Origin of the sequence: Phenylobacterium sp. LjRoot225, assembly GCF_964252855.1 — a bacterium.
Classification (GTDB): domain Bacteria; phylum Pseudomonadota; class Alphaproteobacteria; order Caulobacterales; family Caulobacteraceae; genus Phenylobacterium.
Genome location: NZ_CAXUPL020000001.1, coordinates 516751 through 541156, shown reverse-complemented (window position 1 = coordinate 541156; position 24406 = coordinate 516751). Strand labels below are relative to the sequence as shown.

The window sequence follows — 24406 nt, the reverse complement described above, 5'->3', positions numbered from 1 at the left end:
CGTCAGGACCGCGCAGAGGCGCTGAGCAGCGCAGCGCCTCTGCGCCCTCCTGGGGCGGTTTCTGGCAGGGCAGCGATCGCCGCCGCCGCCAGGAGCATCGCCGCCGTCAGGCAGGCGGCCGGGGCAAGCGCGCTGCCCGTGGCGGCGGTCAGCCAGGCGAGCACGAACTGCGTCGAGCCGCCGAAGACCGAGACCGCCAGGGCGTAGAGCAGCCCCAGCCGGCCGCTGCGGTGCTGCGGCGGCAGGGTCTCCGCGATGGACGCCAGCGCCGCGGCGAGGAAGAGCGCCGTGCAGCCGGCGATCCAGGCCGAAAGCCACAACAGAAGCGCGCCCGAGCCGCTACGCGAGACCAGCCAGAACGCCGGCGAGCTCGCGACCGCCAGAACGACGACCGGGACGATCATCACCGGCTTGCGGCCGAAATGGTCGGAGAGCCAGCCGCCGACGGGGCCCAGGACCATGCCGGCCAGTCCCACCGCGGCGGTCGCCAGGAACCCGGTGTTCAGGGAGAAACCCAGCGTCCGGGTGGCGTAGGTGGTCATGTAGGTTCCGACATAGGTTGCGACCGCGCCCGCGGCCAGCAGCACCAGCGACAGGGCCGCGGTGCGCCGCCCCCCCGATGGTCCGCGCCCCCCCTGCGCGTCCGCGAGGGGTTCCGACAGCCTGCGGCGAAGGATGAGCCCGTATGGAACGATAAGCGCCCCGAGCAGGAAGGCGACGCGCCACCCCCAGCTCTCCAGAGCGGCTGGCGACAGAGCCTGAGCCAGCGCCAGCCCGACCAGACCCGCCGTCAGAATGGCCACATCCTGGCTCAGGTACTGCAGCGAGATGCAGAGGCCTCGCCGCCCTGGCGGCGGCGTCTCCAGAAGGAAGGCCGTGCTCGGGCCGAACTCGCCACCGAATGCGAATCCCTGGACGAGCCGAAGAAAGATCACCAGCACCGTTGCGGCCGGCCCGATCACGCTGTGGGGCGGCATGACCGCGAAGGCGAGCATCGCGCCGCCCATGAGGCTGAAGCTCAGCAGCATGGCCGGGCGGCGGCCGGCGCGGTCGCCATAGCGCCCGATCACCACCGCGCCCAACGGGCGGGCGAGAAAGCCCGCGCCGAAGGTCGCGAGGGAGGCGAGCAGACTCGTCGTCTCCGAATGCGCCGGAAAGAAAGTTCGGCCGATCTGCGCCGCGAAGACGGCGTAGGCCAGAAAGTCGTAGACCTCCAGCGCATTGCCCACCGCGACTGCGACCAAGTCGCGGGCTCCTAGACGACGCGATACCTGCTCCCCCACCGCCGCGCCCCCTGTTCCCGTTGCTGCGCCCGACTGTCGGCTGACATCTACGCCCGTCCAAATCCAGGTAATCCGGACGACGACACTTTGGAGACGGGCTCACGACCTCTGGACTGTCAGTGAACGACTTGTGTTCACCGGTGCGTTGTAATCGGACAATAGGCTGGACGCATTCTGGCCACGAAGGGCCCCGCCCGTCGACATGACCTGTTCATTGGGGCTTGGTCATGATTGTCGCATTCAAGAAGCCTAGCCGCCCAAGCTAAAGTCGCGTTAGCGATCAGTTAGAACAGCAAGTTGCGCGGAAAGACTTCGTTTCTTCAGCGCCGGCACGACCATCAGCAAGGATGTTCGTCGCATGATCGGTGCATGGGCAGCCCCCCAAAACGGCACATTGCCGCTCCACCGAGTGGAATATTGATTCAACTATCGTCAGATCAAAAGTAGATTTTCAGATCTAAAATATCCCTACAATCTATACTATTACTTGCTTTCCATAACCCATCTACTCCCACTCGAACATCAATGGTCCGAAAAACTACTTTAAAATCATGTAATTATGACGATCATTTGCGCCCATGCCACGAATAATACCATGTCGGGAAAAGGCTCTGCGCGTTGTGGAGGCGCGGCTACGCCACTGCCATGAAGTCAGCGCTCCAGAGTGCTGAAGCTACTGTTCGCGCAAGCGTCGCTCTTCGCGCGCGATCTGCCGGTTGGAGAACCACAGAGCAATCAGCCCCATTCCGCCGATCGGGACTCCAAAGGCGAGAGCCATCAGCACGAGCGGGTTGGTGAATGCTTCGATCATCGTTCGGACCATACTTTCAAAAATATGCCGAGAAATACGGAAAGAACAGCCGCGGGAAGGTGGGGTGGAGATGACGCTTACTCCGGACGGCGCCATTGGGCCGCTGATGCGGCCGGAACTGCCGAGCCGGACGAAAGGACAGCACCTGCTCGACACCGGCGAAGCGCGCGAACGGAGGGTTCAGTCGCGGCCGGCAGTTCCGCTGCGCCCTAGCGTTAAGCAGACATGCTAAAAGCGAACGGGCGCGGACGCGACGTACGCTCCACAATCGCCGGAAGAGGACATTCCACTTGCGTTTCGCCGTCGGCGATACCTACACCCGCAAAGAGGTCCAGGACCTGCTCAGCGTGCCTGAGGGCAAGCGCAACGGTCAATGGCAGAACGGCTACCCCAGATACCAAGGTGAGCTGTTCATCTTCTGCAATGTAGGCGCGCCCGGCCGGACTGGGCACGACTACCCCAACGCCTGGGATGGCGATGATCTGCTTTGGGTTGGCCGCGAAGGCGCCGAGCTCCACCAGCCGGTGATGCAGGAGATCGCCAACAACGCCCTGCCCATCCATGTGTTCTGGCGAAGCGAAAACAAGCAGCCCCGCTTCACCTACCACGGTCTCGCACGCACAAAGGCCGCGAACGCGAGTTCGCCGCCGCAATTCCGCTTCGGATTCGAGGCGCCTGCGTCCCTCGCGAACGCTACGCCGCGAGGCGAAACAAGCACACTCCGCCAGCTGCTCGGCCGCGATGGCCGGCTCTTCGCGAAGAGCGAATTCGGCGTTGTCGACGGCAATTGGCCGGCGCTGTCCTTCTCAGTTCGCAAGTCCGCCGCCGACCTGTTCGAACACTACAAACCGGAGCGCGACCTCGTGCTGGTCGTGGGCACGTCTGACCCCGCGCGAACGGTCATACCTGAGCACCGAAAGCATGTGCTTTGCGCCGTCCGACTCGAGCCTCGTGCGCCCATCAGCACCTCACAGATTGTCCCGGAGGATGCATGGGCTGCCTCTGTCGCAAAATGGGGTCAGAAGTGGGACTGGTCGTTGCCCGTGACCGCCAGCTACCAGTTTGAGCCGCTGCTCGAAGCCCGCCGACACATGCCTCGAACCTACGAAGGTCTCGGCCACATGGCCAACATCGGACGGTGGACGTTCGTGCATGACGAGGACCTGCCGACACTGCTCGACGCGCGACTCTTTAAGCTCGATCTCACGCTCCGCCCCAGCGTGCAGAAGATTGTCGCCCTAAATGCGAGCACGCCCGATGTCCGAAGGGCGCTGTCCCAGGTCGCACTGAACATTCAGCAGCGGATCCAGCTCAGCGGACAGGAGCGGATTGGTCAGCATCCGGTGCGCAAAGGGCCGAACCTGTCCGACATCTTGGCTGCCTTGACCGAGAAGTGGGACGAGCAAGGCGGCCACTGTTTGCTCTGCGGGGGGCGCATTCCGCTGAGCCCGAAGAACCGCCTTCTGCAGATTTCCCCCGATCGCATCGACAGCGAGGCAAAGACCTACGATCCCGCCAACGTCCACCTCACTCACCTCGGCTGCAATCTGGCCAAGAGCAGCGGCACGATGGAGGATTGGCAGGAATTTCTGGCGGTGATCCGTACCCAATCTGCGGCCGGATCTTCCGCGGAAGACGCCGACGAGTGAGCCCGACGATCTTGCGCGCGAGCACCGCCCCGAAACAGCCAGCTCCCTGCAAGCGCGGCCTTGATTCACCAGCTGGAGCGCGCCACAAGGAGACCTTCGCTCCCTTCCGGTTTCCGGACATTCGCACGAGCAGGCCCCGTCTAAGGGCCAGTTGTGTGGGCGCCTCGCTCAAAGATCTCGTGGTCCGCGGTCCAACCGCAAGCGCGACACGACCAGAGGCGCGACCAGGCCCGGACCCGCTCCCGGTATCCGACCGCTTTTTGTTTCGCGCGGCTCACGAAGTACTTCCACGCCAGCGCAAGCGTCATCATTGCCGCCAGTAGTGCGATGCTCCACTCGTGCTGCGTGAAAGAAAATAGCAACAACACGACCACGAATGTCGCGATCGAACTTGCTAGCGCATATAGCCCACATGTGAGCAGGTCATCCGGGGGATCGGGCGGCGCGAAAACGTCGGCGCTCACAGTCTGAGTCTCGATCGACCCAGCAGCCGCATGTGGCCCGACACTACCCGCCCACGTACCGGTCTGCGCCCCGTCCGCATGGGATCAGAGCCACGCGGCGAACGTTGGAACTAGAACACCTCGGACAGATCGCGCCCATTCGGTTCTCCCCCGATGCATCGCGCGGTACGTTAGGTGCGCCAAGCCCCACGTGCAATCTGAGGGTGTCAATTCCCTTACGGCCGCCTGGTACCAGGAGGGGACGTTGGCTCTGTGTCCAAGAGCAGACGCTCGACCGCCCCTCGGCCCGAATCCACTCGCGAAGCCCACCGGACGCGATCACCCAGAATCAGGCTAAACTCACCGTGCACATGCATCTGGACAACTTACAAGTCCGGCGAATTGTACGAAGAAGCGGCCTGGGATAGGATTCCCTAGGACTGAAGGAAAGAGCCGCGCGCGCGACGCCCCAGATGCAGGTAAAACACGACAGACTTATCTTGATCATGGACGACGATGAACTGGAACAGTTCTGTCGCGAGTGGGTCGATGGCCTGCCCGGTTACGTCGAGGTGCATCGTTTTGCTGGTCCGGGCGACAAGGGTCGCGACGTGGTCGGCTTCGTGACCACGCAGCGTCACGAGGGTCCGTGGGACAACTATCAGTGCAAGCAGTACCGTGAGCGGCTCGGTCTCAACGACGGCCTCCTGGCCGTCGGGAAGGTGCTCTACTGGGCGTCACGGGGCGAGTTCACGGCCCCTCGTCGGTTCTACTTTGTCGCGCCCAAGGGGTTGAACCAGAAGCTCGCCGCACTGGTGGACAAGCCGTCGGAGTTCAAGCAGTCGCTCATCGACAAGTGGGACATTGCGTGCGGCGGGAAGATCATCTCCGGTCAGAAGATAACGATCGATGCTGCGCTGCAGGCCGTCATCGAGGCGTTCGACTTCATGTCGATCTTCAAGGTCACCGTCGATGAAATGCTGAAAGATCCGGCGATCAAACCCCTGCTCTTCAAGAAATACGGGGCCGATCCCGGCGACTACCCCAAGGGGACAGTTCCTGCCGACGTCGGTGCAGAGGAACAGCGCTACTTGCGTGCGATGGTTGAGGCATACGGTGAGCGCGAAAATTCAGCATTCGCCGACCACGAGGCTGTGTTCGCACATTCTGTGCACGGCCCCGACTTGCGGGATCACCGGGAGCGGTACTTCGAGGCGGACGCCTTCCAGAAGTTCTATCGCGACAACACGTCGCCGGAGGTGATCGCCACGTTCCGGAAGGAGATCCACTTCGGCATCAAGAGCACCCTAAAGACGACGGCCGCGGACACGCTCGCCCGCATCGATGCGGTCATGGCGCAGGCTTCAACAGTCTCGCCCGCCGGGCCGCTTGCGAAGTACGCCTACGTTCCCGTCAAGCAGGGCATATGCCATCACCTCGTGAACGACGACGAAATGTCGTGGAGCGGGTCATGAGCGCGGCGAAGCCCCAGCTATTCAACAGCCCGCTGGAGACCGGTGTGCGAAGCGTCGTGCTCCTCGATGCGGCCACACCGCGCGCCTATGACCTGACGCACCTGACGTGGCTCGACCATCTAGTCGTTCATACTGAGGATTTGCCCGAGGGACCGCCGAGCCTACATCCGGACATCCCACAGCGGTCCGGCGAACTCATCGTTCGGCGATCCGTCGTGGAAGAAGGCCTCAAGCTCATGGCTCGCCTTCACATGGTCGAGGAACGATATACCGAGGAAGGCATCGCCTACGCCACGACCGAAGAGGCCTCGCTGTTCGTGCAGCTCATCCGGAGCGACTACGGCAAGGCATTGAAGGAGCGCGCGACGTGGCTGGTTGACTACGTGACGAATTCCGACCCGTCGTTCCTAGCCAGCCTCATCCAAGACAAGGTCGGCCGCTGGACCGTTGAATTCCAGAACGAGGGCGCTGCGTGATGGGTAAGGCGCCGCGACTTCGGATCAACAAGCTCGTCTTCATGGACCGAGACGACGGCTCGGCGAGCCTGGAATTCCCCGCGTCACTGTCGTTCGTTTATGGCGCGTCGAACACGGGCAAGTCCTTCGCCGTGAAGGCCATCGACTTCATGATGGGCGGAAGCCGCGAGCTGCCGAACATCGTCGAACGTCATCCTTACAGCCGCGTGCATTTGCACCTTGCAGTGGACGATACGCCGATCGTTCTGGATCGCTTTATCGGGGGCGGCGACTTCCTGCTGAAACCGGACGACGGCTCCGAGCGTGTTCTCTCTGCGCGGCATAGCGCGGAAAACGACGCCAACCTGTCGAACTACCTGCTCCGAAGCCTCGATATCGAAGGCAGGGAGCTGGCGAAGGACAAGTCCGGCACCAAGAAGCCGCTTAGCTTCCGAGACATCGTCCGCTTCTGCATCACGGACGAGACGGCGATCCAGTCAGAGACCTCTCCCGTGGAGAGCGGCGACAAGATCCTGCAGCAGGTCGAACGCAACACCTTCAAGTACCTGCTGACAGGTGTAGACGACTCCGCGCTCATCACGCAGGAGAAGCCCGCTGAATTCCGGACCGGCAAGTCCGCCCAGCTACGGTTCATCACCGAAATGCTGGCTCAGATCGAGATCGAGATCGCCGAAGATTTTCCAGATATCGACCAGCTGGACGAACTTCAGGAGAGCGTCGAGGACGAGCTGAAGGCGGTCGAGCAGGATATCGTGGCGGCGCGCGGCTCTGTCCGCGCCGCGCTGGAACGGAAGCGGCTCCTCACGAACCAGCTGAGTTCCGACCAGCAGCGCGTAAACGACATCGCGATCACGCTGGAGAATTTCGACCAGCTGCAACGCGTTTACATCAGCGATATCGCGCGCCTTGAGGCCCTTGAAGAGGCGGGCTTCCTCTTCGGCATGGACGCCAACAAGGCCTGCCCTGTTTGCGGCGCGCCGCCCGAAGCGCAGGTCCATGACCACGGTCTCGTCGAGATCGGTAGGGCGCGTGCTGCGGCGGAAGCGGAAATCGCGAAGATAAGACTGCACCAGAGCGAGCTACAGAAAACGACCGAGGCAGCGCAGTCGGAACTCGTCGCGGCAGGTGATCGTCTCCTCGAAAACCGGGGGCAGCTCGCCACGGTGGAGGCGGAACTCCGGACTGCCTCGCCGAACGCGGACGACCAGCAGCGGCGGTTCGCCGAGATCATTCCTAAACGCGACCGGATCAATCACGGCCTCTCCCTGCTGCAGCGGCGTGACGAACTGGAACGACAGCAAAAGAGGGTCGAGAGCGCCAAGCAGGTCCGGCCGAAGACGAATTTCCAACCCGGCTTGTCGTTTCAGACCGCACAGGAGTTCGCCGACGAAGTTTCGAACGTACTGACCGCTTGGGGCTTCCCCGGCGATAAGCGGGTGCAGTTCGACATGCAGTCGTATGACGTGGTCATCGGCGGAAAGCACCGGAAGGACAACGGCAAGGGCGTGAGGGCGATTACGCACGCGGCCTTCAAGGTAGCGATGCTGACGTTCTGTCGCGGCAGGAGCTTGCCTCACCCGGGCTTCCTCGTGTTGGACACCCCGTTGATCACCTATCGCGACCCGATCCGCTCCCCGCTCGGCGCGTTGTCCGCCGACGAACGGGCGATCACGCAGACGAACCTGAAGGAAGCGTTCTTCAAGCATCTCGCCGGATTGGGCCACCTCGGACAGGTCATCCTATTCGACAACGCCGATCCTCCTCCGGGTGCCGATGCCTACGCCTACATCGAGACGTTCACGAATGACCCGGACCAAGGCCGTCAGGGCCTTTTCACTGTACCTCGCCCGCCGATCGAAGAAGACCTCATCGGGTAGTTCGGCATGCTAAAAGCCACCGAAGAAGAGACCGAGGAAGTTCGAGAGTATTTCGAATGGCAGGCCCCCGATCTGGAAGTGACCTTCATGCAGAAGGTCTACTCGGAGGCCGTTTTCAACACCCGCCACGACGTGTGGGACATCCACACCAACAAGGATCGTTGGTGGGTGATCACCGGCGGCACAAACCTCTACTCCCAAGAGCAGTTCCCCAACATGGACCTGGCTCTCACCTTCCACATCGGCCTGATCCTCCGTATTCCGCGCACGGAAGAGCAACAGCAGGACGATCTTCGGATTCTCCCCTTCGCGTCAGTCTTCGAGAAGATGGAGGAGGCCACCGCGTCCCTGACGCAAGCACAGAACGTCTCGGATTATCAGGCCGTCGGGGTTCGTTGCCGCGAAGCGCTGCTCGAACTGATCGGCGCCGCGCAGGATGCGGCCGTCTGGACTGATGAGCCCCCGAAGCGTGCCAACTTCCGCGCGTGGACAGAGATCATTTGCAACGATCTTCTGCCGGGAGACACGAACAAGGAGCGCCGTGGAGCTCTCAAGAGCGCGCTTGAATCCGCGTGGACGTTTTCTAACTGGCTGACCCATTCCAAATCGGTCACCTGGGTCGATGCCGACATCGCGCAGTCGCTCATCCAGCATGCCATCGGCATGGCGACGTCGTTGATCCTGCGTGTGCTGCGCGGTGTTCCAGCTGAATGTCCGAAATGCAGCTCGCCCCGTCTCGAACCTGAGCACGGCGAAAACACCGAGGCACCTGGAGTACTCTGGGAGCGGCCGCGCTGCACCGATTGCGGCTGGGTGGGTAGACCCGTCCCCATTCTCGACGGTGGAGACGGCCAGTCCATTATCACCCGCGAAGGCGAGGAGACGGACGAGTGCGGCATCATGACGGTGCCGCTACGTACGATCCTAAAGCCGGGAGACGCCAAAATCGCACCGCTCAAAAATACGGAGAAAGGCCCTCCGGAGCACACCGTCTATTTTGCCTATGGTTCCAACATGTCGACCGCGCGGCTGCGCGAACGCATGCCGAGTTGCGAACCGCTCGGTGTGGCGACGCTGCCTGGTCATGCGCTCCGCTTTCACAAGAGAAGCGTGGACGGTTCCGGCAAGTGCAACGCCTTCGCCGCCAGCGCCGAGGATGAAGTTGTCGGCGTGCTGTTCAGCTTCGATCCTATCGAGCGTGCGCGGTTGGATAGAGCTGAAGGCCTGGGAAAAGGCTACGACCACGCCACCGTCACCGTCATCAATGACGAGGGCCGCAGGAGAAAGGTCCTTACCTATCTCGCCACCGCCAACCACATCGACGACGGCCTCAAACCTTACGGCTGGTACAAGGACCATGTTCTCGCTGGAGCGACGGAACATGGGCTGCCGCCGGGGTACATCTCCGACTACATTCAAGGGGTTGAGGCCACCGAAGATCCCGACGAGAAGCGCGAACTGAAGGAGCGGTCCACGCTCGGGACCCTTGAACAGCGACTGCAAGGGGACGCCGAGGCGGCGAGCTAGCTAGGCGTGAAGCGGACAATCGCAATGTCGGCAACGAGTCGTCGTAAGCGGCGTCTCCACCCCACCTTCTCGCGCCTGAGCTGATCGCCGAGTCTGGGCCCCGGCGTGGTCGAGGAGCTTAGAGTGGTGATGATGTCGGGTGATGATGTGCTGCCTATGCCCGAGGTCCGGCGCATTGAGGTGTTCACGGGGGCGGGTCGCCGCCGGCGCTGGAGCGTGGAGGCCAAGGCGCAGATCGTCGCTGAGAGCTAAGTCGCTTCGGTGGGCGAGGTCGCCGAGCGGTACGGTCTTCGCACGACACAGATCTTCACTTTGCGGATTCCGACCTGATCCCGCCAGCCGTTCCGGAATGATGCCGCCACCCATTCCGATTTGATCCCGCCACCTATTCCGGAATGGTCCCGCCAGGGATTCCGGTGATGCCGCCACCGCCGGGGCGGGGGCTTCGTCGACGCTAAGGTCGCTCCTTTTCGAGGAGGGGCTGATGCCGACGGAGAGGATCGCGATGCGCCGCGTGCGCGAGATGTTGAGACTGCGGCTGGACGCCGAATTGTCGGTGCAGGAGGTGGCCCGGCGAACCGGTGTCGCGCGCTCGACGCTGCGGGAGATGCTGCAGCGGTTCGCCGCCTCTGGCCTTCCATGGCCGCTGCCCTTGGCGCTGACGGATAAGGACCTCGAGCTCAGGCTCTACGGCGAAACGGGGACGAAGCAGGGCTTCCGTCGGCGCGCCGAGCCGGACTGGGCGGCGCTGAACCGCGAGCTGAAGAAGAAGCACGTCACCCTGCAGATCCTGTGGGACGAGTACATCGAGGCTCATCCGGACGGGTACCGGTACAGCCGGTTCTGCGAGCTCTACCGCAGCTGGGAAGCTCGCCTGCCGGTGACGATGCGCCAGACGCATCTCGGCGGCGACAAGCTCTTCGTCGACTACGCCGGCGACACCGTGCCGGTGATCATCGACCGCCGCAGCGGGAAGACCCAGCCGGCGCACATCTTCGTCGCGGTGCTGGGCGCCTCCAGCCTGACCTTCGCCTGCGCCACCTGGAGCGAGAAGCTCCCCGACTGGGTCGACGGCCACGTGCAGGCCTTCGTCTTCTTCGGCGGCGCGCCGCGGCTGCTCGTGCCGGACAATCCCAAGGTGGCGATCATCAAGGCCTGCCTCTACGACCCGCAGGTGGGCCGTGCCTACGGCGAGCTGGCCGCCCACTACGACACCGCCGTGCTGCCGGCGCGGCCCAGGCGACCGCGGGACAAGGCGAAGGTGGAAGCCGCGGTGCGGATCGCCGAGCGCTGGCTGCTTGGCAAGCTGCGCCATCGCCGCTTCTACAGCCTGGCCGAGGTGAACGCGGCGCTGGGCGACCTGCTGGTCTGGCTCAACGACCAGCAGGTCCGGCGTTATCAGCGCCGCACGCGGCGCCAGCTCTTCGAGGAGATCGACGCCCCGCGGCTGAAGCCGCTGCCGAACGAGCCCTATGCCCTCGCCGAATGGCGCGTGCGCAAGGTGGGCCTGGACTACCACGTCGACGTGGACGGCCACTTCTACTCCGTGCCCTACCGCCACGCCCGCGAGACGGTGGAGGTGCGGCTCACCGCCCGCGGCGTGGAGATCTTCCTGTGCGGCGAGCGCATCGCCGCCCATCTGCGCGGCTCCGGCGACGGCAAGCACACGACCCTCAGCGAGCACATGCCCGCCAGCCACCGCCGATACAGCGACTGGACCATCGAGCGGATCCTGGCCGAGGCGCGGGCCTGCGGCCCGTCTGTGGCGCTGCTCTGCCAGATGATCCTCGAGCACCGCCCGCACCCCGAACAGGGCTTCCGCACCACGATGGGGATCGTGCGCCTGGCCAAGGTCTACGGCGTCGCTCGCCTGGAGGCGGCCTGCGAGCGCGCCCTGCTGGTGAGCGCGCGCAGCTACGGCGCGGTGAAATCCATCCTCGACAACCGGCTCGACGGCCAACCGGTCCGGCGGCGCGACGGCGAGGCCGGCGGCGCCGTCGCCCACCCCAACATCCGCGGCTCAACCTACTACCACTGAGGAGATCTGATGCTGACCCATCCCACCTTCGACCAGCTCAACGCCCTGGGCCTCCAGGGCATGGCCAAGGCCTTCCGCGAACTGCTCGACAACCCCGAAGCCGGCGGCCTGGGACATGCCGACTGGCTGGCGCTGCTGCTGGACCGCGAGACCGTCCACCGGCAGGACAAGCGGCTCGGCGCCCGGCTCCGCCATGCGCGCCTGCGCCACCACGCCGTGCCGGAAGACATCGACTACCGCGCCCACCGCGGCTTGGACCGCGGCGTGCTCAGCACGCTGCTCAAGGGCGACTGGATCGACGCGGCCGAGAACCTCGTCATCTGCGGCCCGACCGGCGTGGGCAAAAGCTGGATCTCCTGCGCGCTCGGCCACAAGGCCTGCCGCAACAACCGCTCCGTCCTCTACGTCCGCGTCCCCAAGCTCTTCGACGAGCTCGCCCTGGCGCATGGCGACGGCAGCATCGGCCGACGCTTCAAGAGCCTGGCCGCCGTGCAACTGCTGATCTTGGACGACTGGGGGCTGGAACCGCTGGACGCCCAGGCCCGACACGACCTGCTCGAGATCCTCGAGGACCGTTACGGCCGGCGCTCCACCATCGTCACCAGCCAGCTGCCGGTCTCGGCCTGGCACACCGTCATCGGCGAGGCGACCTATGCCGACGCCATCCTCGATCGGCTGGTCCACAACGCCCACCGGCTCGACCTCAGCGGCGACTCCCTGCGTCGCCCGAAACCCGCCGATCAGGCTTGACCAGCCGGCCCAACACCTTCCACATCAACACCACGACGAAGCCCCCTCCGGGGTGGCGGGATCAGCCCGGAATGACTGGCGGCATGATCTCGGAATGACATGGCGGCATCGTCGGAATCCGCACTTCACTTGGCGGCGGGACGCGCGGCGTGCCGCCGGCGCGGGGTTCGCGCCGGTCTTCCTGGCCGACGCGGACGTGAGCGGTGCTGGCGAGGTCGGCGTGATCGAGGTGCGGATCGGCGAGGTGTTGGTGCGGATCCCGCGGGAGGCGGATCCGCGCATGGCGGCGGCGGTGATCGCGGCCCCGAAGGCGGCGCGGTGATTGGGCCGACAGCAGCCGTCCGCGTGATGGTCGCGACGAAGCCCGTGGATTTCCGCAAGGGGATGGACGGCTTGGCGGCGCTAGTGAAGGAGCAGCTGCGGGCCGATCCGTTCTCAGGCGTCGTCTACGTCTTCCGCGCCAAGCGGGCGGACCGGGTCAAACTGGTCTGGTGGGACGGCACGGGCCTTTGCCTGCTGGTCAAGCGGCTGGAGGATGGCCAGTTCCGCTGGCCGAAGATCGAGGACGGGGTGATGCGGCTGACGTCCGCCCAGCAACAATTCCGCACTGCGTCTCCGAGGTCTTGCACCGTGCAAGACCTCGACTCGGTCAGGCGTCGTCCTCGAGCTGGATACAGAGCTTGAATCCGGCCGCCGTGGCGATGTCGACCAGAGCGTCAAGCGAGAACTTTTCCAGCTTGCCGCGCGTCAGATCATTGAGGCGGGGCCGAGTGAGCCCGAGCCGTTTTGCGGCTTCCCCTTGAGGAACGCCCCATTTCTTCACCCGCCCGCAGACGCCGCTCATTAGCGTCGAACGAAGCTGCAAGTTGGCGGCCTCCTCGCGGGTATCGCAGATCGCGTCCCACACGCTTTCGTAAGTCTCGATCTCCATGGGAAGGCTGTATCAAAATCCATACATGCCGTCAGGACAGTGGAACTCTTGCACGGTGCAAGACCTAGTCACCCTGATCGAACCGGACCGGCCGTCTGCGGGGCCGTCGTTTGCGGGCGGCTTCGGACATGCGCGCCGCCGCGTCTGCCCTCTCGACGGCGCCGGCCGCCGCTGTCGGCCGCTCGGCGTCAGGCAAGCCCCAATTGTCGAAATTGCCGGTCATGACGGCCACGACGCGCCGCATTTCGGCGCGGACCAGCTCGGCCGCCTCCTTGGCGGCAAGGCCCTGGTGCGGCGGGTATTCGCCCATCTGCACGGCGACATTCAGCGTGCGCGCGATCTGGTTGACGTTGTTCCCGATCGCGCGCAGCTCGCGGAACAGGGCACGCAGTTCTTCCAACTCGGCCGCATTCCATTGCGGCTTGCTGGCTAGGTGGACGATCGCCAGCGAGCGAACCCAATTCGCCGGGCTTGTCCCCCGCTGCTCGGCCGCCTCGGCCAGCGCGCGCCGCTCGTCATCCTTCAATCGGATTCCGACCTGCTTCCCACGCCCGACGCCAACAGGCGCGAGGGCCGACCGGGCAGGGCTTGCACCGTGCAAGCCCCCCGCCCCACCGTCCATTGCTTCCACAATCAAACGACGCAGCGCTGCCGCCTTGCCGCCGTCCGCTCGCGCCCACGCCTCGAACCGCTCGGCAAGTGCGGCGGGAACATAGGTTCCGACCATCTTGTGACCGGGCGCCGCCGGCATAGGCTCCATCTCCGTTTTATACCTGCTACCACCAAGCATATCCTGCCCTAGCCCCTCTTCGAACCTAGTACCCCTTCGCCAACTCGGAATTGGGCAAGAGAAAAAGAACGGGGTGGGAGCGGAGCGGGCTTGCACGGTGCAAGCATGGGACGGGCGGCGTTCAAGCCTTGCACGGTGCAAGACTTGAGCGGTGGAGAGCGATTAGCTGTCGGAGAGCGAGCCGCCGGTTGTCGGCCGGATACGCTGATAAACCGCGCGACCGCCGGCTATCGCCCCTCGCCCGGCTATGGAGGCCGCCATGTGACCCGCGCCCATGACGCCGCTGCGGCCCACATGATGCGCGCCCCCTTGCCCATCGAATTGTTTGCTCCCGGTCGAGCCGACGAACATCTGAGCTGCGCGCCCGATCCCGCCCGTGTGGAATTGCACCCCCCCTGCGAGCGAAGCGGCCACGCCTGGAAGCTGAAAGGCGACGAATCCCGCAACCGCGAAAAAGATCACGCCCGCGAACAGGACTTGGAGCATGGCCATCGTATCGACGGAGCCCATGATTGCGACCTTTCCTGCGACTTGTTGTTCTACGGCCAAGACGATGTAAAGCAGCGTGACCGTCGTGATCTGGAGGATCACGCAGGAGATCAGCGAGCCGATCCAGCGTTCGAAGATTGAGCGGGTCGCAGGGAACAGCGCCAAGGCGACCAGCAAGGGGCCGATCGCGATGTAAAGCGCCAGGAGTACGCGCGAAATCAGCCAGATCGCGAAGGCGAAGACTGTCGAGATGATGGCGGCGGCCCAGAAGACGACAATGACGAGCTTCTCGGCGATGTCCTGCCAGGACAGCGTCCGATAGACTTCAAGGCCGGCGCGCCACGCCTTGATCCACACTATATCGAAGCTGTTGGCGTCGATCGTCGTCACGCCACCCGACGTCAGGGCGCTCGATAGCCCCTGTGGAAGGACCGTGAAGAAGAAGTCGTAGAAGATCCCCTGATAGGCGCCGGTGCCCGTGAGCACCCACAATATGAGCGCCATTTTCAGGAAGCGGCCAATCAGGGCGGAGCCGGCCTCATCCGTATGGCCGGTGATGATGCGGATGCCGGTGAGAGCAACATACAGGACGAGCGCGACCTTGAGCGGCGGACCTACGAACGTCAGGAAGGCACCGACGACCTGTGCAACCACGCTGATTAGCGGCGTCTCGACCTGTGAGACGATGTAGGCAAAGACTTGCCACTGAATATCGCCGCCCATGACGATTACCTTTTAGCATTCCCGGCTTCGATCAGCAGCGAGCGCCTGGCCGCGTCGCAGCCGTCGAGCTGAGGGTTGAGGCGGCACATCGAGAGCTTAGCCGCACGGGTGTTCGGATCGGCCGACCAAAAGGCCGGGTCGCGTGGATCGAGCGTGCCGGTGCGGGCGCGAGCGATTCGCAGGGCGACCTCAACACTCGCCTGATGGGCGTTGATGCAATCCGGGTCGCGCGCGAGCTGACCCGGATTGTCCATGCACGCGAGCTGCCTCAGCGCGCGCTCCTGCTGATGGTTCGCATACCAAGAGACCGTTTTCGGCGCCTGTTGGGGAGCACCCTGTCCCGCTGCCGGCGCCGAAACGGCGAGCGTGGGCAGGAGGAAAAGGGCGACCGCCAGGGCTTGCACGGTGCAAGACTTGTTCATGTCAGCCCCTGCACGCTTTGGCCTGTCTGCGCATCTGCGGATAAACCACATGGCGATAGCGCCATTGAGCCCAGCAAATGCCGATGGCGATCACGCTCATTAGGAATGCCTTTGACATGATTAAGTCGCCACCGAACATGTCTTTCAAATAGGCCGGAATTTGCAGAATTAGCAGCAAAAATTGCAGAACTCCCATGAATAGAACCAGGATTGATAACCACTCCTGCAGGGCGCGATTCACGCACTGAGCGCCGTCTTTGATTTTCTTTACATGATCAGACATCCCGCTCTCCTATTTCACTAATCGACGACGTTTTGTTTCCTGTCCCGGTTCCCACGCTTCGCCCTTGGAGAAGCGCCACACATATTCGCGGATCAGATCGCGCAGAACCTGACTTGAAACCCGATCATTGCCCTGTGCGGCGGCCTCGAATTCCGCCTTTAGCTGTGCGTCGATCACGGTTCGAATGACGGTTTTGGGCTCTGTAGTCACGCGGCGCCTGACAGTAGCTAATCAGTAGCTGCCATTATCCCCTTTAGGAGCCAGATTTCAAGATTGTCTATTTAATTCAGTCACTCGTAAATAGTTGTACGGGCCGCCTTTACAGGTATTGACGGCGATGTGGTCGTGCGCCGACCAGCAGGTGAGCGCGGATTGAGGATCAAGTCTTGCACGGTGCAAGACCTCCTCTTCCCTCCTGCCCCTCTCAAAATCGCGCGAGGGCCCGGGCGCCCTCAAGGCGCGGCGCTTCGCGCGCATGGTAGAAGTTCCCTAGAACTTCTTAGACCGGCATTTCGTCGAACGGCGAAAAGCTAGACCGAGCGCGGGTTTGCACTCGTTTTGGGGGCCTAGATCGTTGCCACCTGAGACGGGGGTAGTTGCCACCTAAGACGGGGGCGATTGCCACCTAAGACGGGGGTATTCGGCCGATCCGGCGTCCAATTTTGCCAGTCGGTCGGCTCCGGCTCGGACGTAGCCGGCCACCGGATCGGCCGGGCGCCGCCAGCCAGGTCATCCAGTCGGGGCCAGCCGTCACCCACTTCCGCTGAGCGGACGTCCGGGATGACCGTTCGGGGTGGATTTCGCCCGTTGATGAGCGAAGCTTACGGCCTCTCGCACAGCCTGGCGGGAGCCTATGCAGAAAACTCGCTGCAATGAGACAGATGGGGTCATCCAACGCCAGGCCCACGATCCAGCTTTGCGGCAGCCCTAAGCGCCCGGCGTTGTGGCGCGCCGCCGATCCTGCAACCATTGCGCGAAATCAATCGTTGACACCTGGCGGATGGAAGCATCTGTCTCGTCAGTCGTAGTTTGTGAACGCGAGGCGACGAACCCGCTGCTGAGCTTCTGGCTATCGACAAAAAGATCGGGCTCGTCCCATGCCGAAGATCGCCCGAAAGTCCGCCGACCAGAAACGGGCCGAAGCGACAGTCGAGGGCTTTCGGAGGGACCTTGGCCCGTTCGTCGTGGCGGCCGAGACCACGCGAATGCCCATGGTCTTCACGGACGCCAAGGCGCCCGGTCACCTGATCATCTTCGTCAACGACAGCTTCCTCGCCTTGACCGGCTACGCCCGGGAGGAAGTGCTGGGACAACGCCTGGACTTCCTCTCGGCCCGCAGCGGCGGCCCCGGGGCCCCGAGCCAAGTTGAAGACGCGTTCGCGGCCGGCGCCGAAGATGACATGGAGAGCCATTACCGTCGTAAGAACGGCGAGGTGTTCCGGGCGGCCCTCTTCTTCAGCGCGGTGCGCGATGAGGCGGGCGATGTTGTTCAGAACTTCATCTCACTGGTGGATCTTTCCAAGCATGAGCGCGAGGAGGAGCGGCTGCGGTTCCTCCTCGATGAGTTGAACCATCGTACTCAGAACACCCTGGCCAGCGTGCAGTCCATCGTCCTGCGGACCTTGCGCGGGCACGCCGACCCGAGCCTGATCGATACCCTCGAGCGGCGCATCCTCGCGCTCTCCAAAGCCCACGGCCTGCTGGGACGCGACAATTGGGACGCTGTGCTCCTGCGCGACGTCCTGGACGAGATAATGCGGCCGATCGACTGGAACGGCCATTCGGCCCCCCGCATCTCGCCCGAAAGTCCCAACGTTCGTCTGTCGCCGAAAGCTGTCCTCAGCCTCGCCGTCGTGCTGCACGAGATGGCGACCAATGCGACCAGCCATGGGGCGCTCTCCAACGGCTCCGACGGGAGGGTCGATGTCGATTGGGGAATGGTGCCGACGCCCAACGGCCAACGGATGCGGTTGCAATGGCGCGAAAGTGGCGGGCCGCTGGTGAAACCCCCGACGGAACAAGGCTTCGGTTCCCGTCTGCTGCAGGGCCCCTTGGCGCAGGAGCTGCAGGGAGAGGTCATGCTGGACTTCGCGCCGGCTGGCATGGTCTGCACGATCGTTATGCCAGTCTCCAAGGAGGCCGCGCATGATGCATAGCCCCCTCTCCGGCCGCCGCGTCCTCGTCGTCGAGGACGAAATGCTCGTGGCCCTGCTTCTCCAGGACATGCTCGCCGATCTCGGTTGCGTGGTGATCGGGCCAGCCGCGAGCGTCGATGAGGCCCTGTCGCTGATCGAGACGCAGTTCCTCGACACCGCGGTGCTCGACGTGAATCTCAGCGGCCAGATGAGCTACCCGGTGGCGGACGCCTTGCTCATCCGCCACGTGCCCTTCGTCTTTTCGAGCGGCTATTCGTCGAACAGGCTGCAGGAAGGCTATCGGACGCAGCGCGCGGTGCAGAAGCCGTATCACATGACCGAATTGCGCAACGCGCTTGCGGACGGGTTGGCGCAGGCCAAGTCCAGCGCCAACATTGCGCCGGGAACAGGGCCGGCTGACTTGGCGGCTTAGCCTGGAGCTCGGCCGCAGGGGCAGATGGCCAGCCACCACGCTCTGCATCCACCTGGGGCTAAGTCCGGCGGACGTCGGTAACGCAAACGTCCGATTAGGGTCGTTCCACCCCGTTAGCTCCCCTGCCAACAAGCGGACCTCGAAAGGTCGGCTACGCGGACGTTATCCGCCGCTGCTCGACCGCCGCAAGATCAGCGGCCTTTTTCAATGACATCGACCCGTTGCGGACGTCCGACAGCTCAGCGGAGGTGGACGACGGCTCGCCGCGAATGGATGACCGGGCTGGCGGCGCCCGGCCGATCCGGTGGCGATCAACAGCTTGGCCGGACCTCCGAAGTTGCCACCTAAGACGGGGGTAGTTGCCACCTAAGACGGGGTATTCGGCCGATCCGCCGTCCAATTTTGCCAGTCGAGCGGCTTCTGCCCGGACGAGTTCGTTGGGTCGCTCGGCCTGATGTCGTGCCGTCCCTCAAGGAATGGTAGTTTCTTGGGGCGGCTCACCAGCACAAAACCGTTGCTGGTCTGATCGATGGCCCAGCCGGCGCCACCTTCCAGGTCTCGTGTTCGATCTACAATCTCGTCCAGCGCGGCCCGCAACTGGCCACGCTTCTTGCTGCGGTCGGCCGCGGCGAAGCCTTCCCACGCGGCCCGGCCCCACACATGGGGCGCAAGGGTGTCGAGGTGCGCCCCGTTGCCGTTGCCCAGCGCCCGGCCAAGTCGGATGTTTGAGCAGAGCCAGCAGTGCAGCAGCTTGGCGACCTCGCCGTCCAGCTTGTTGCGCTCGCACAGCGAGACTTTGACGTGCTGCCCCCGGAGAACGGCGCCCGTAAGTCTGGGATTGGCCGCGACGTAGATCTCCCCGGTTTTGTGGTTGAAGCTAACCGCAATCAGGTTGCAGGCTCTGTCCCAGCCACTCACACGGTCAGCCTCTCGAATCTGCGTCGCTCGTAACCGATTGAGGCTTGCCTTGGCTCTTGCAAGCGCTGCGCCGCTTTCTGGGTATTTATATCCAGCGTCGATCAGCAAGCTTCGTAAACTGGTACGTTTGCTCGCCAGCGGAGCGCCATCGTCTTGCTGAAAATCCAGCGCGAGGCGCAACTGCCTGCTCATCGGTCCTGCCGCGGCATAATCGATCACGAGCCCGTCGATACCGAGCTGGGCGGTCAGGGCCAGCAAAATGGACTGGTCATCGACCCCGAGTTGCTCAAAGCCCTGGAACCCAATCTCTATCTTGCCAAACCGGCGCGGCTCTACAAGCAGACGCCCACGCCTCTTGCCGTTGGTGGGCACGAAGAGTCCGTCGAACACATGGGCAGGGTCAAATTTAGAGTAGGCGGGCCTAATACGTGGCGACGCCATAGCACTTGCCCCCGTTCTGAATCCCGCGCTCGTGCCTCGTCTCCACCAGTTCTACGGGCAACAACACGCCGCCGCCATGCCGCGAATACCAGCGGTCAATAGGTATGCAGTCGTAGTTCTGTTTGGAGATGCCGAAGCGCACAAAGTAGCCACGCCGGTCATTGCCGATGGGCTCCCGGTCATAGCTGCGGTCACTCAGGCGCCTGGCCTCTTCCTCGTTCATCTTGGCGACGAAGCCGCACCAGCGGGCGTTGTCGATCAGGGCGGATGCTCCCCTCGCTGCCTGCTGCTGATCGGTCTGGCCCTCGCGGGCACTGCCCTTGCTGACGTGGTGCAGATACAGGACGGACGCCCCGGTGCTGGCCGCGACGTGTTCTAGCGTGGCGACAAGCTGTGCCATGTCACCGTTGCTGTTCTCATCGAGAGCGTGGATGCGGCTCAAGGTGTCCAGCACGATCAGTCGCGCTCCGGTGCAGAACTCGATGATGCGGGCAAGGTGCCGATCGTCCATTACGTTCGGCCGCTTGCCCATGATCGGCTCAACGGTCAGGTTTTCCGCGATGGCTTCGCGGGCCTGCTGACTCAAGTGCTGGCCGATAGCGTGAACCCGGCACACAAGCGCAGGCGACGGGTCTTCTCCGGCCAAGTACACCACGCGACCGGTGTGCGCAGGGGCAAGGCCCACAAGGTCGCCGCCGGCAACGCTACACGCGACGGACATTGCGGCTTCCAGCGCCCAGAAGCTCTTGCCCGTGGCTCCGGGAGCAACCAGCGCCCCCACAGTGCCCGCAAGAAAACCGGGCCATATGAAGTCCAGCACAGGCGGTTCGTTCTCAAACGCCGCCCGTAGATCGATCGCCACGGCTCAGGTCGCCATACCGGGGCGCGTAGCTTGGATGCCGGACGACTTTCGGGTCTCAATCCATTCCTCGATCTCAGCCAGATCCCACGCGACGTTTCGGCTGGTGAGCGCGATCCGGCGGGGAAACTCCCCTCGTTGTTCCATGTTGAAGATCGTGCGCTCACACAGCGGGATCATCGCATGGAGCTTCTTGCGGTTGATGAGGGTCCTATTCCCCCTTCCCGATCCCTTCTCCACGTCGAGCACCTCGTTGCGTCACGTATCGAGGCTCAACTATTGCTCGGAAACGCCCGGCCTTACCAGTCCAGAATCCCGCATTTTTCAGTTAAATCAAAGACTTGTAAACAGATGTCCAGGGCATGTTGACAATTGTTGACGGCACACCGAACCCAAACCGAGCAGCAAGATCCATCTAATTTATTGTATTTATTGATATTACATTCTGCACATCGTGCGAATTACTTCCGCTACTGGAGATGCGTTCTACGAACAAAAAAGCCCACCGAAGTGGGCCTTTCATTCCGCAGCAGGAACGTTCCGACGCGCTTGGCGCGCCATGCAGCTCAAATTCACTTCCTTGGCCCCGGTTTCTTGAGCCCCCATTCGTCGATCATGTCCGCCCAGTCCTGAAGCATCGCCGTGCGTTGCTCACGGTATTCAGCCTTGTTGTAGACGGCCCTTACGCCTCTCTGCTCGTGCGCCAGGCACTTCTCGATCCAATCGGTGTTGTAGCCAGCTTCGTGCAGCAACGTGCTAGCCGTGCGCCGCAAGTCGTGCGGCCCGAATTTGGCCAGCGGCTTCCCATCTTTCTGCGCCAGCCGGTATGTCAGGGTCAGCACCTGATTGAGGGTGGCGCTGCTCATGGGCAGGTCCGAGTCATACCGCGACGGCAGCACATAGTCCGATCCGCCTGCGAACGTTTTCAGGGCAATGAAAATATCCAGCGCCTGCCGGGACAGGAACACTAGGTGTGGATTGCGCCGCTTCATCCGCTCTTTGGGGATCGTCCAAAGCGCCTCGCTGAAATTGATCTCGCTCCACGTCGCGTTGGTCAGCTCGCTCTTGCGCACCATTGTCAGCAGCAGCAACTTGGCCGCTGCCCGAATGGATGGCGCCGTCCCGATGCGCTCGATGTACTGGTACATCAAACCGATTTCGTCGGGCGTCAGGGCACGGTCGCGCGGCTCAAACTTGGCGATGGTCGTTGGCCGCACTAGCTCTGCCGGGTTCTCGACCTTCTGACCACGCTCAATGGCCCAGCGATAGACCTGGAACACCACCTCACGGGCATGTACTGCCGTTGCCGGCGCGCCCCGCTCCACGACGGCGTCGGTCAGCGCCCGCAAGTCCTCGTGGGTAATCTCGACTAGCTTCCGATTGCCGAATTTCGGCTTCAACTCGCGCTCAAACACTGAGCGACGCATGTCGCGGGTGGAATCGGCCATCTGGTAGCCGCGCAGCCACCTTTCCGCCCAAGCCCCGAACGTCTCCGCACCCTTGATGCGAGCCTTGTCCCGAGCCTTCTCCTTCGCAGGCGACTTCCCCGCTGCGATCAGCTTCTTGGCCTCGCTCAGCCGTTCGCGGGCCTCCGAAAGCGTGATTCCGCCGACGCCATAACGGCCGAAAGTGATGGTCTCCTGTCTGCCGTGGATCGCGTAGTTGTAGCGGAACGAGATCGCCCCGGCAGGCGTGACGGCCACGTAGAGGCCGTCACGGTCGTTCACCTTATAGAGCTTGTCCTGCGGCTTGAGGTTTCGCAGCTTGGTATCGGTCAGCATGGCTCACTTCAAATACCACGATCGAAACTGCCGAGCCAATCGACATAAACTCGCTATAAATCAACGCATTATCTTCATTCGATACCATACATCACCCTCACAGGCCGACATGGTATCAGACACCAAACACACTTCATGGGCTGTCAGAACCATGCACTATGCCATAAAAAAACGGTGCTTGACGGTGCCAAAAGTTGCCCGGACATGCCAGACCCACAATCAAAAAATCCGGTATTTACATGGGTTTAGGTGTGTTTTCGTGCCTTTAGACGCCAGCCAATGCCGGACGCGAGATCATTCCCACTCGATCGTCCCCGGCGGTTTGGACGTCACGTCGTAGACGACGCGGTTGATGCCCTTGACCTCGTTGATGATGCGGGTGGCGGCGCGGCCGAGGACTTCCCAGGGGAATTCGAAGAAGTCGGCGGTCATGCCGTCGGTCGAGGTGACGGCGCGCAGGGCGCAGACGTTCTCGTAGGTGCGCGCGTCGCCCATCACGCCGACGGTCTTGACCGGCAGCAGCACGGCGAAGGCCTGCCAGATGGAGTCGTAGAGGCCGGCCTTGCGGATCTCGTCCAGGTAGATGGCGTCGGCCTGCTGCAGGACGGCGACCTTCTCGCGGGTGATCTCGCCCGGGATGCGGATGGCCAGGCCCGGTCCCGGGAAGGGATGGCGGCCGACGAAGGCCGGCGCGAGCCCGAGCTCGACGCCGAGCGCCCGGACCTCGTCCTTGAACAGCTCGCGCAGCGGCTCGACCAGCTTGAGCTTCATATAGTCCGGCAGACCGCCGACGTTGTGGTGGCTCTTGATCACGGCGGAGGGACCGCCGCGGGCCGAGACGCTCTCGATCACGTCCGGATAGAGGGTGCCCTGGGCGAGGAAGTCGGCGCCTTCGATCTTCGCCGCCTCGCGATCAAAGATCTCGACGAACAGCCGGCCGATGGTCTTGCGCTTGGTCTCGGGATCGGAAACGCCTGCGAGTTGTCCGAGGAATTCATCAGCCGCATCAATGTGTATGAGCGGAATATTGTAGTGATCTCGGAACAGGGTGACGACCTGTTCGGCCTCGTTGTGGCGCAGCAGGCCGGTGTCGACGAAGACGCAGGTCAACTGGTCGCCGATCGCCTCGTGGATCAGCACCGCGGCCACCGAGGAATCCACCCCGCCGGACAGGCCGCAGATCACCCTGCCCTCGCCCACCTGGGCGCGGATGCGGGCGACCTCTTCCTGGCGGAAGGAGGCCATGGTCCAGTCGCCGTGGCAGCCGGCGATGCGGTGGGTGAAGTTGCGCAGGATCAGCGCGCCGCGCGGCGTGTGCGCCACCTCCGGGTGGAACTGGATGCCATAGAAGCGGCGGCCCTCGTCGGCGATCACCGCGTAGGGCGAGCCTTCGCTGGCGGCGACCACCTCGAAGCCCAGCGGAATGGCGGTGATCTTGTCGCCGTGGCTCATCCAGACCGTTTCGCGATCGCCGACCTCGCCGAGCCCGTGCAACAGCGGAGACTCGCGCTCGATCAGGATTTCCGCGCGGCCGAACTCGCGTTCATGGCCGCTCTCGACCGCGCCGCCGAGCTGCGCCGACATGGTCATTTCGCCGTAGCAGATGCCGAGCACCGGAACGCCGAGCTCGAAGATCTTCTGCGGCGCGGACGGGCTCTCCGCCTCGTGGACGCTGGCGGGGCCGCCGGACAGGATCACCCCCTTCGGCGCGAAGCTGTCGAGGACCGCCTCCACCTTGTCGTAGGGATGGATCTCGCAATAGACGCCGCTCTCGCGGAGACGGCGGGCGATCAGCTGAGTCACCTGGCTGCCGAAGTCGACGATCAGGATGCGTTCGTGGCCCGGTTCGGGAGTCTTGGTCATGGCGGTCCG

At 63.4% G+C, this 24406-nt stretch carries 25 protein-coding genes; 12 read left to right on the top strand and 13 right to left on the bottom strand.

What is annotated here, in order from left to right; genetic code table 11:
* Nucleotides 1-2 precede the first annotated feature (2 nt).
* Nucleotides 3-1244 carry an MFS transporter gene (locus tag ACSQ2B_RS02605; RefSeq protein WP_436047070.1) on the bottom strand — a complete coding sequence of 414 codons (1242 nt, stop codon included), beginning with the start codon at nt 1242-1244 and terminating at the stop codon, nt 3-5.
* Nucleotides 1245-1956: 712 nt separating this feature from the next.
* On the bottom strand, nt 1957-2094 hold the full coding sequence (locus ACSQ2B_RS02600) for a hypothetical protein (RefSeq protein ID WP_436047068.1): 138 nt from the start codon (nt 2092-2094) through the stop codon (nt 1957-1959).
* A 290-nt stretch (nt 2095-2384) separates the two neighbouring features.
* On the opposite strand from ACSQ2B_RS02600, the gene ACSQ2B_RS02595 reads away from it, so the two are divergent.
* The 10 genes from ACSQ2B_RS02595 (at nt 2385) to tnpB (ending at nt 13013) form a co-directional block, all read left to right on the top strand.
* Nucleotides 2385-3743, top strand: coding sequence for a hypothetical protein (locus tag ACSQ2B_RS02595; RefSeq protein WP_436047066.1), 1359 nt, complete (start codon nt 2385-2387; stop codon nt 3741-3743).
* A 949-nt stretch (nt 3744-4692) separates the two neighbouring features.
* Nucleotides 4693-5661 carry an ABC-three component system protein gene (locus ACSQ2B_RS02590; protein WP_436049561.1) on the top strand — a complete coding sequence of 323 codons (969 nt, stop codon included), beginning with the start codon at nt 4693-4695 and terminating at the stop codon, nt 5659-5661.
* Nucleotides 5658-6137 carry an ABC-three component system middle component 2 gene (locus ACSQ2B_RS02585; RefSeq protein ID WP_436047064.1) on the top strand — a complete coding sequence of 160 codons (480 nt, stop codon included), beginning with the start codon at nt 5658-5660 and terminating at the stop codon, nt 6135-6137. The genes ACSQ2B_RS02590 and ACSQ2B_RS02585 overlap by 4 nt, the downstream gene beginning before the upstream one ends.
* Complete coding sequence (locus ACSQ2B_RS02580) at nt 6134-8014, top strand: hypothetical protein (RefSeq protein ID WP_436047062.1); 1881 nt, start codon at nt 6134-6136, stop codon at nt 8012-8014. The genes ACSQ2B_RS02585 and ACSQ2B_RS02580 overlap by 4 nt, the downstream gene beginning before the upstream one ends.
* A 6-nt stretch (nt 8015-8020) precedes the next feature.
* Entirely contained in the window at nt 8021-9541 is a 1521-nt protein-coding gene (locus ACSQ2B_RS02575) for a gamma-glutamylcyclotransferase family protein (RefSeq protein ID WP_436047060.1), read from the top strand.
* A gap of 129 nt (nt 9542-9670) precedes the next feature.
* Nucleotides 9671-9793: a hypothetical protein gene (locus ACSQ2B_RS02570; protein ID WP_436047058.1), complete on the top strand. Its 123-nt coding sequence runs from the start codon at nt 9671-9673 to the stop codon at nt 9791-9793.
* 253 nt (nt 9794-10046) lie between these two features.
* A complete protein-coding gene (istA, locus tag ACSQ2B_RS02565; protein ID WP_436049560.1) occupies nt 10047-11579 on the top strand; it encodes an IS21 family transposase in 1533 nt (510 codons plus the stop codon).
* A gap of 9 nt (nt 11580-11588) precedes the next feature.
* Complete coding sequence (istB, locus tag ACSQ2B_RS02560) at nt 11589-12329, top strand: IS21-like element helper ATPase IstB (RefSeq protein WP_436047056.1); 741 nt, start codon at nt 11589-11591, stop codon at nt 12327-12329.
* Between the two features lie 94 nt (nt 12330-12423).
* The gene (locus ACSQ2B_RS02555; protein WP_436047055.1) at nt 12424-12651 is read left to right on the top strand and encodes a hypothetical protein; all 228 of its coding nucleotides are present in this window, start codon (nt 12424-12426) and stop codon (nt 12649-12651) included.
* Between the two features lie 26 nt (nt 12652-12677).
* Nucleotides 12678-13013 carry an IS66 family insertion sequence element accessory protein TnpB gene (tnpB, locus tag ACSQ2B_RS02550; RefSeq protein WP_436049558.1) on the top strand — a complete coding sequence of 112 codons (336 nt, stop codon included), beginning with the start codon at nt 12678-12680 and terminating at the stop codon, nt 13011-13013.
* On the opposite strand, the gene ACSQ2B_RS02545 is transcribed toward tnpB, so the two are convergent.
* The 6 genes from ACSQ2B_RS02545 to ACSQ2B_RS02520 form a co-directional block, all read right to left on the bottom strand.
* A complete protein-coding gene (locus ACSQ2B_RS02545) occupies nt 12979-13260 on the bottom strand; it encodes a helix-turn-helix domain-containing protein (protein WP_436047053.1) in 282 nt (93 codons plus the stop codon). The genes tnpB and ACSQ2B_RS02545 overlap by 35 nt on opposite strands.
* A 64-nt stretch (nt 13261-13324) precedes the next feature.
* A complete protein-coding gene (locus tag ACSQ2B_RS02540; RefSeq protein WP_436047052.1) occupies nt 13325-14011 on the bottom strand; it encodes a plasmid mobilization protein in 687 nt (228 codons plus the stop codon).
* A 201-nt stretch (nt 14012-14212) separates the two neighbouring features.
* The gene (locus tag ACSQ2B_RS02535; RefSeq protein ID WP_436047051.1) at nt 14213-15262 is read right to left on the bottom strand and encodes a type IV secretion system protein; all 1050 of its coding nucleotides are present in this window, start codon (nt 15260-15262) and stop codon (nt 14213-14215) included.
* A 5-nt stretch (nt 15263-15267) separates the two neighbouring features.
* A complete protein-coding gene (locus ACSQ2B_RS02530) occupies nt 15268-15684 on the bottom strand; it encodes an EexN family lipoprotein (protein ID WP_436047049.1) in 417 nt (138 codons plus the stop codon).
* A gap of 1 nt (nt 15685) precedes the next feature.
* Nucleotides 15686-15967: a hypothetical protein gene (locus ACSQ2B_RS02525; RefSeq protein WP_436047047.1), complete on the bottom strand. Its 282-nt coding sequence runs from the start codon at nt 15965-15967 to the stop codon at nt 15686-15688.
* A gap of 9 nt (nt 15968-15976) precedes the next feature.
* Nucleotides 15977-16177, bottom strand: coding sequence for a hypothetical protein (locus ACSQ2B_RS02520; RefSeq protein WP_436047045.1), 201 nt, complete (start codon nt 16175-16177; stop codon nt 15977-15979).
* Nucleotides 16178-17064: 887 nt separating this feature from the next.
* Here ACSQ2B_RS02520 and ACSQ2B_RS02515 point away from each other — a divergent pair.
* A complete protein-coding gene (locus tag ACSQ2B_RS02515; protein WP_436047043.1) occupies nt 17065-18123 on the top strand; it encodes an HWE histidine kinase domain-containing protein in 1059 nt (352 codons plus the stop codon).
* Nucleotides 18113-18535 (top strand): response regulator, encoded by a 423-nt coding sequence (locus ACSQ2B_RS02510; protein WP_436047041.1) that lies wholly within the window; start codon nt 18113-18115, stop codon nt 18533-18535. The genes ACSQ2B_RS02515 and ACSQ2B_RS02510 overlap by 11 nt, the downstream gene beginning before the upstream one ends.
* Nucleotides 18536-18901: 366 nt before the next feature.
* On the opposite strand, the gene repC is transcribed toward ACSQ2B_RS02510, so the two are convergent.
* From repC to guaA, 5 genes are all read right to left on the bottom strand, one after another.
* On the bottom strand, nt 18902-19894 hold the full coding sequence (repC, locus tag ACSQ2B_RS02505) for a replication protein C, IncQ-type (protein ID WP_436047040.1): 993 nt from the start codon (nt 19892-19894) through the stop codon (nt 18902-18904).
* Nucleotides 19875-20756 carry a helicase RepA family protein gene (locus ACSQ2B_RS02500; protein WP_436047038.1) on the bottom strand — a complete coding sequence of 294 codons (882 nt, stop codon included), beginning with the start codon at nt 20754-20756 and terminating at the stop codon, nt 19875-19877. Before ACSQ2B_RS02500 ends, repC begins: the two co-directional genes overlap by 20 nt.
* 3 nt (nt 20757-20759) lie before the next feature.
* Nucleotides 20760-21002: a helix-turn-helix transcriptional regulator gene (locus ACSQ2B_RS02495; protein WP_436047037.1), complete on the bottom strand. Its 243-nt coding sequence runs from the start codon at nt 21000-21002 to the stop codon at nt 20760-20762.
* 323 nt (nt 21003-21325) lie between these two features.
* Entirely contained in the window at nt 21326-22534 is a 1209-nt protein-coding gene (locus ACSQ2B_RS02490) for a tyrosine-type recombinase/integrase (RefSeq protein WP_436047035.1), read from the bottom strand.
* Between the two features lie 294 nt (nt 22535-22828).
* Nucleotides 22829-24397 (bottom strand): glutamine-hydrolyzing GMP synthase, encoded by a 1569-nt coding sequence (gene guaA / locus ACSQ2B_RS02485; protein WP_436047034.1) that lies wholly within the window; start codon nt 24395-24397, stop codon nt 22829-22831.
* Nucleotides 24398-24406 lie beyond the last annotated feature (9 nt).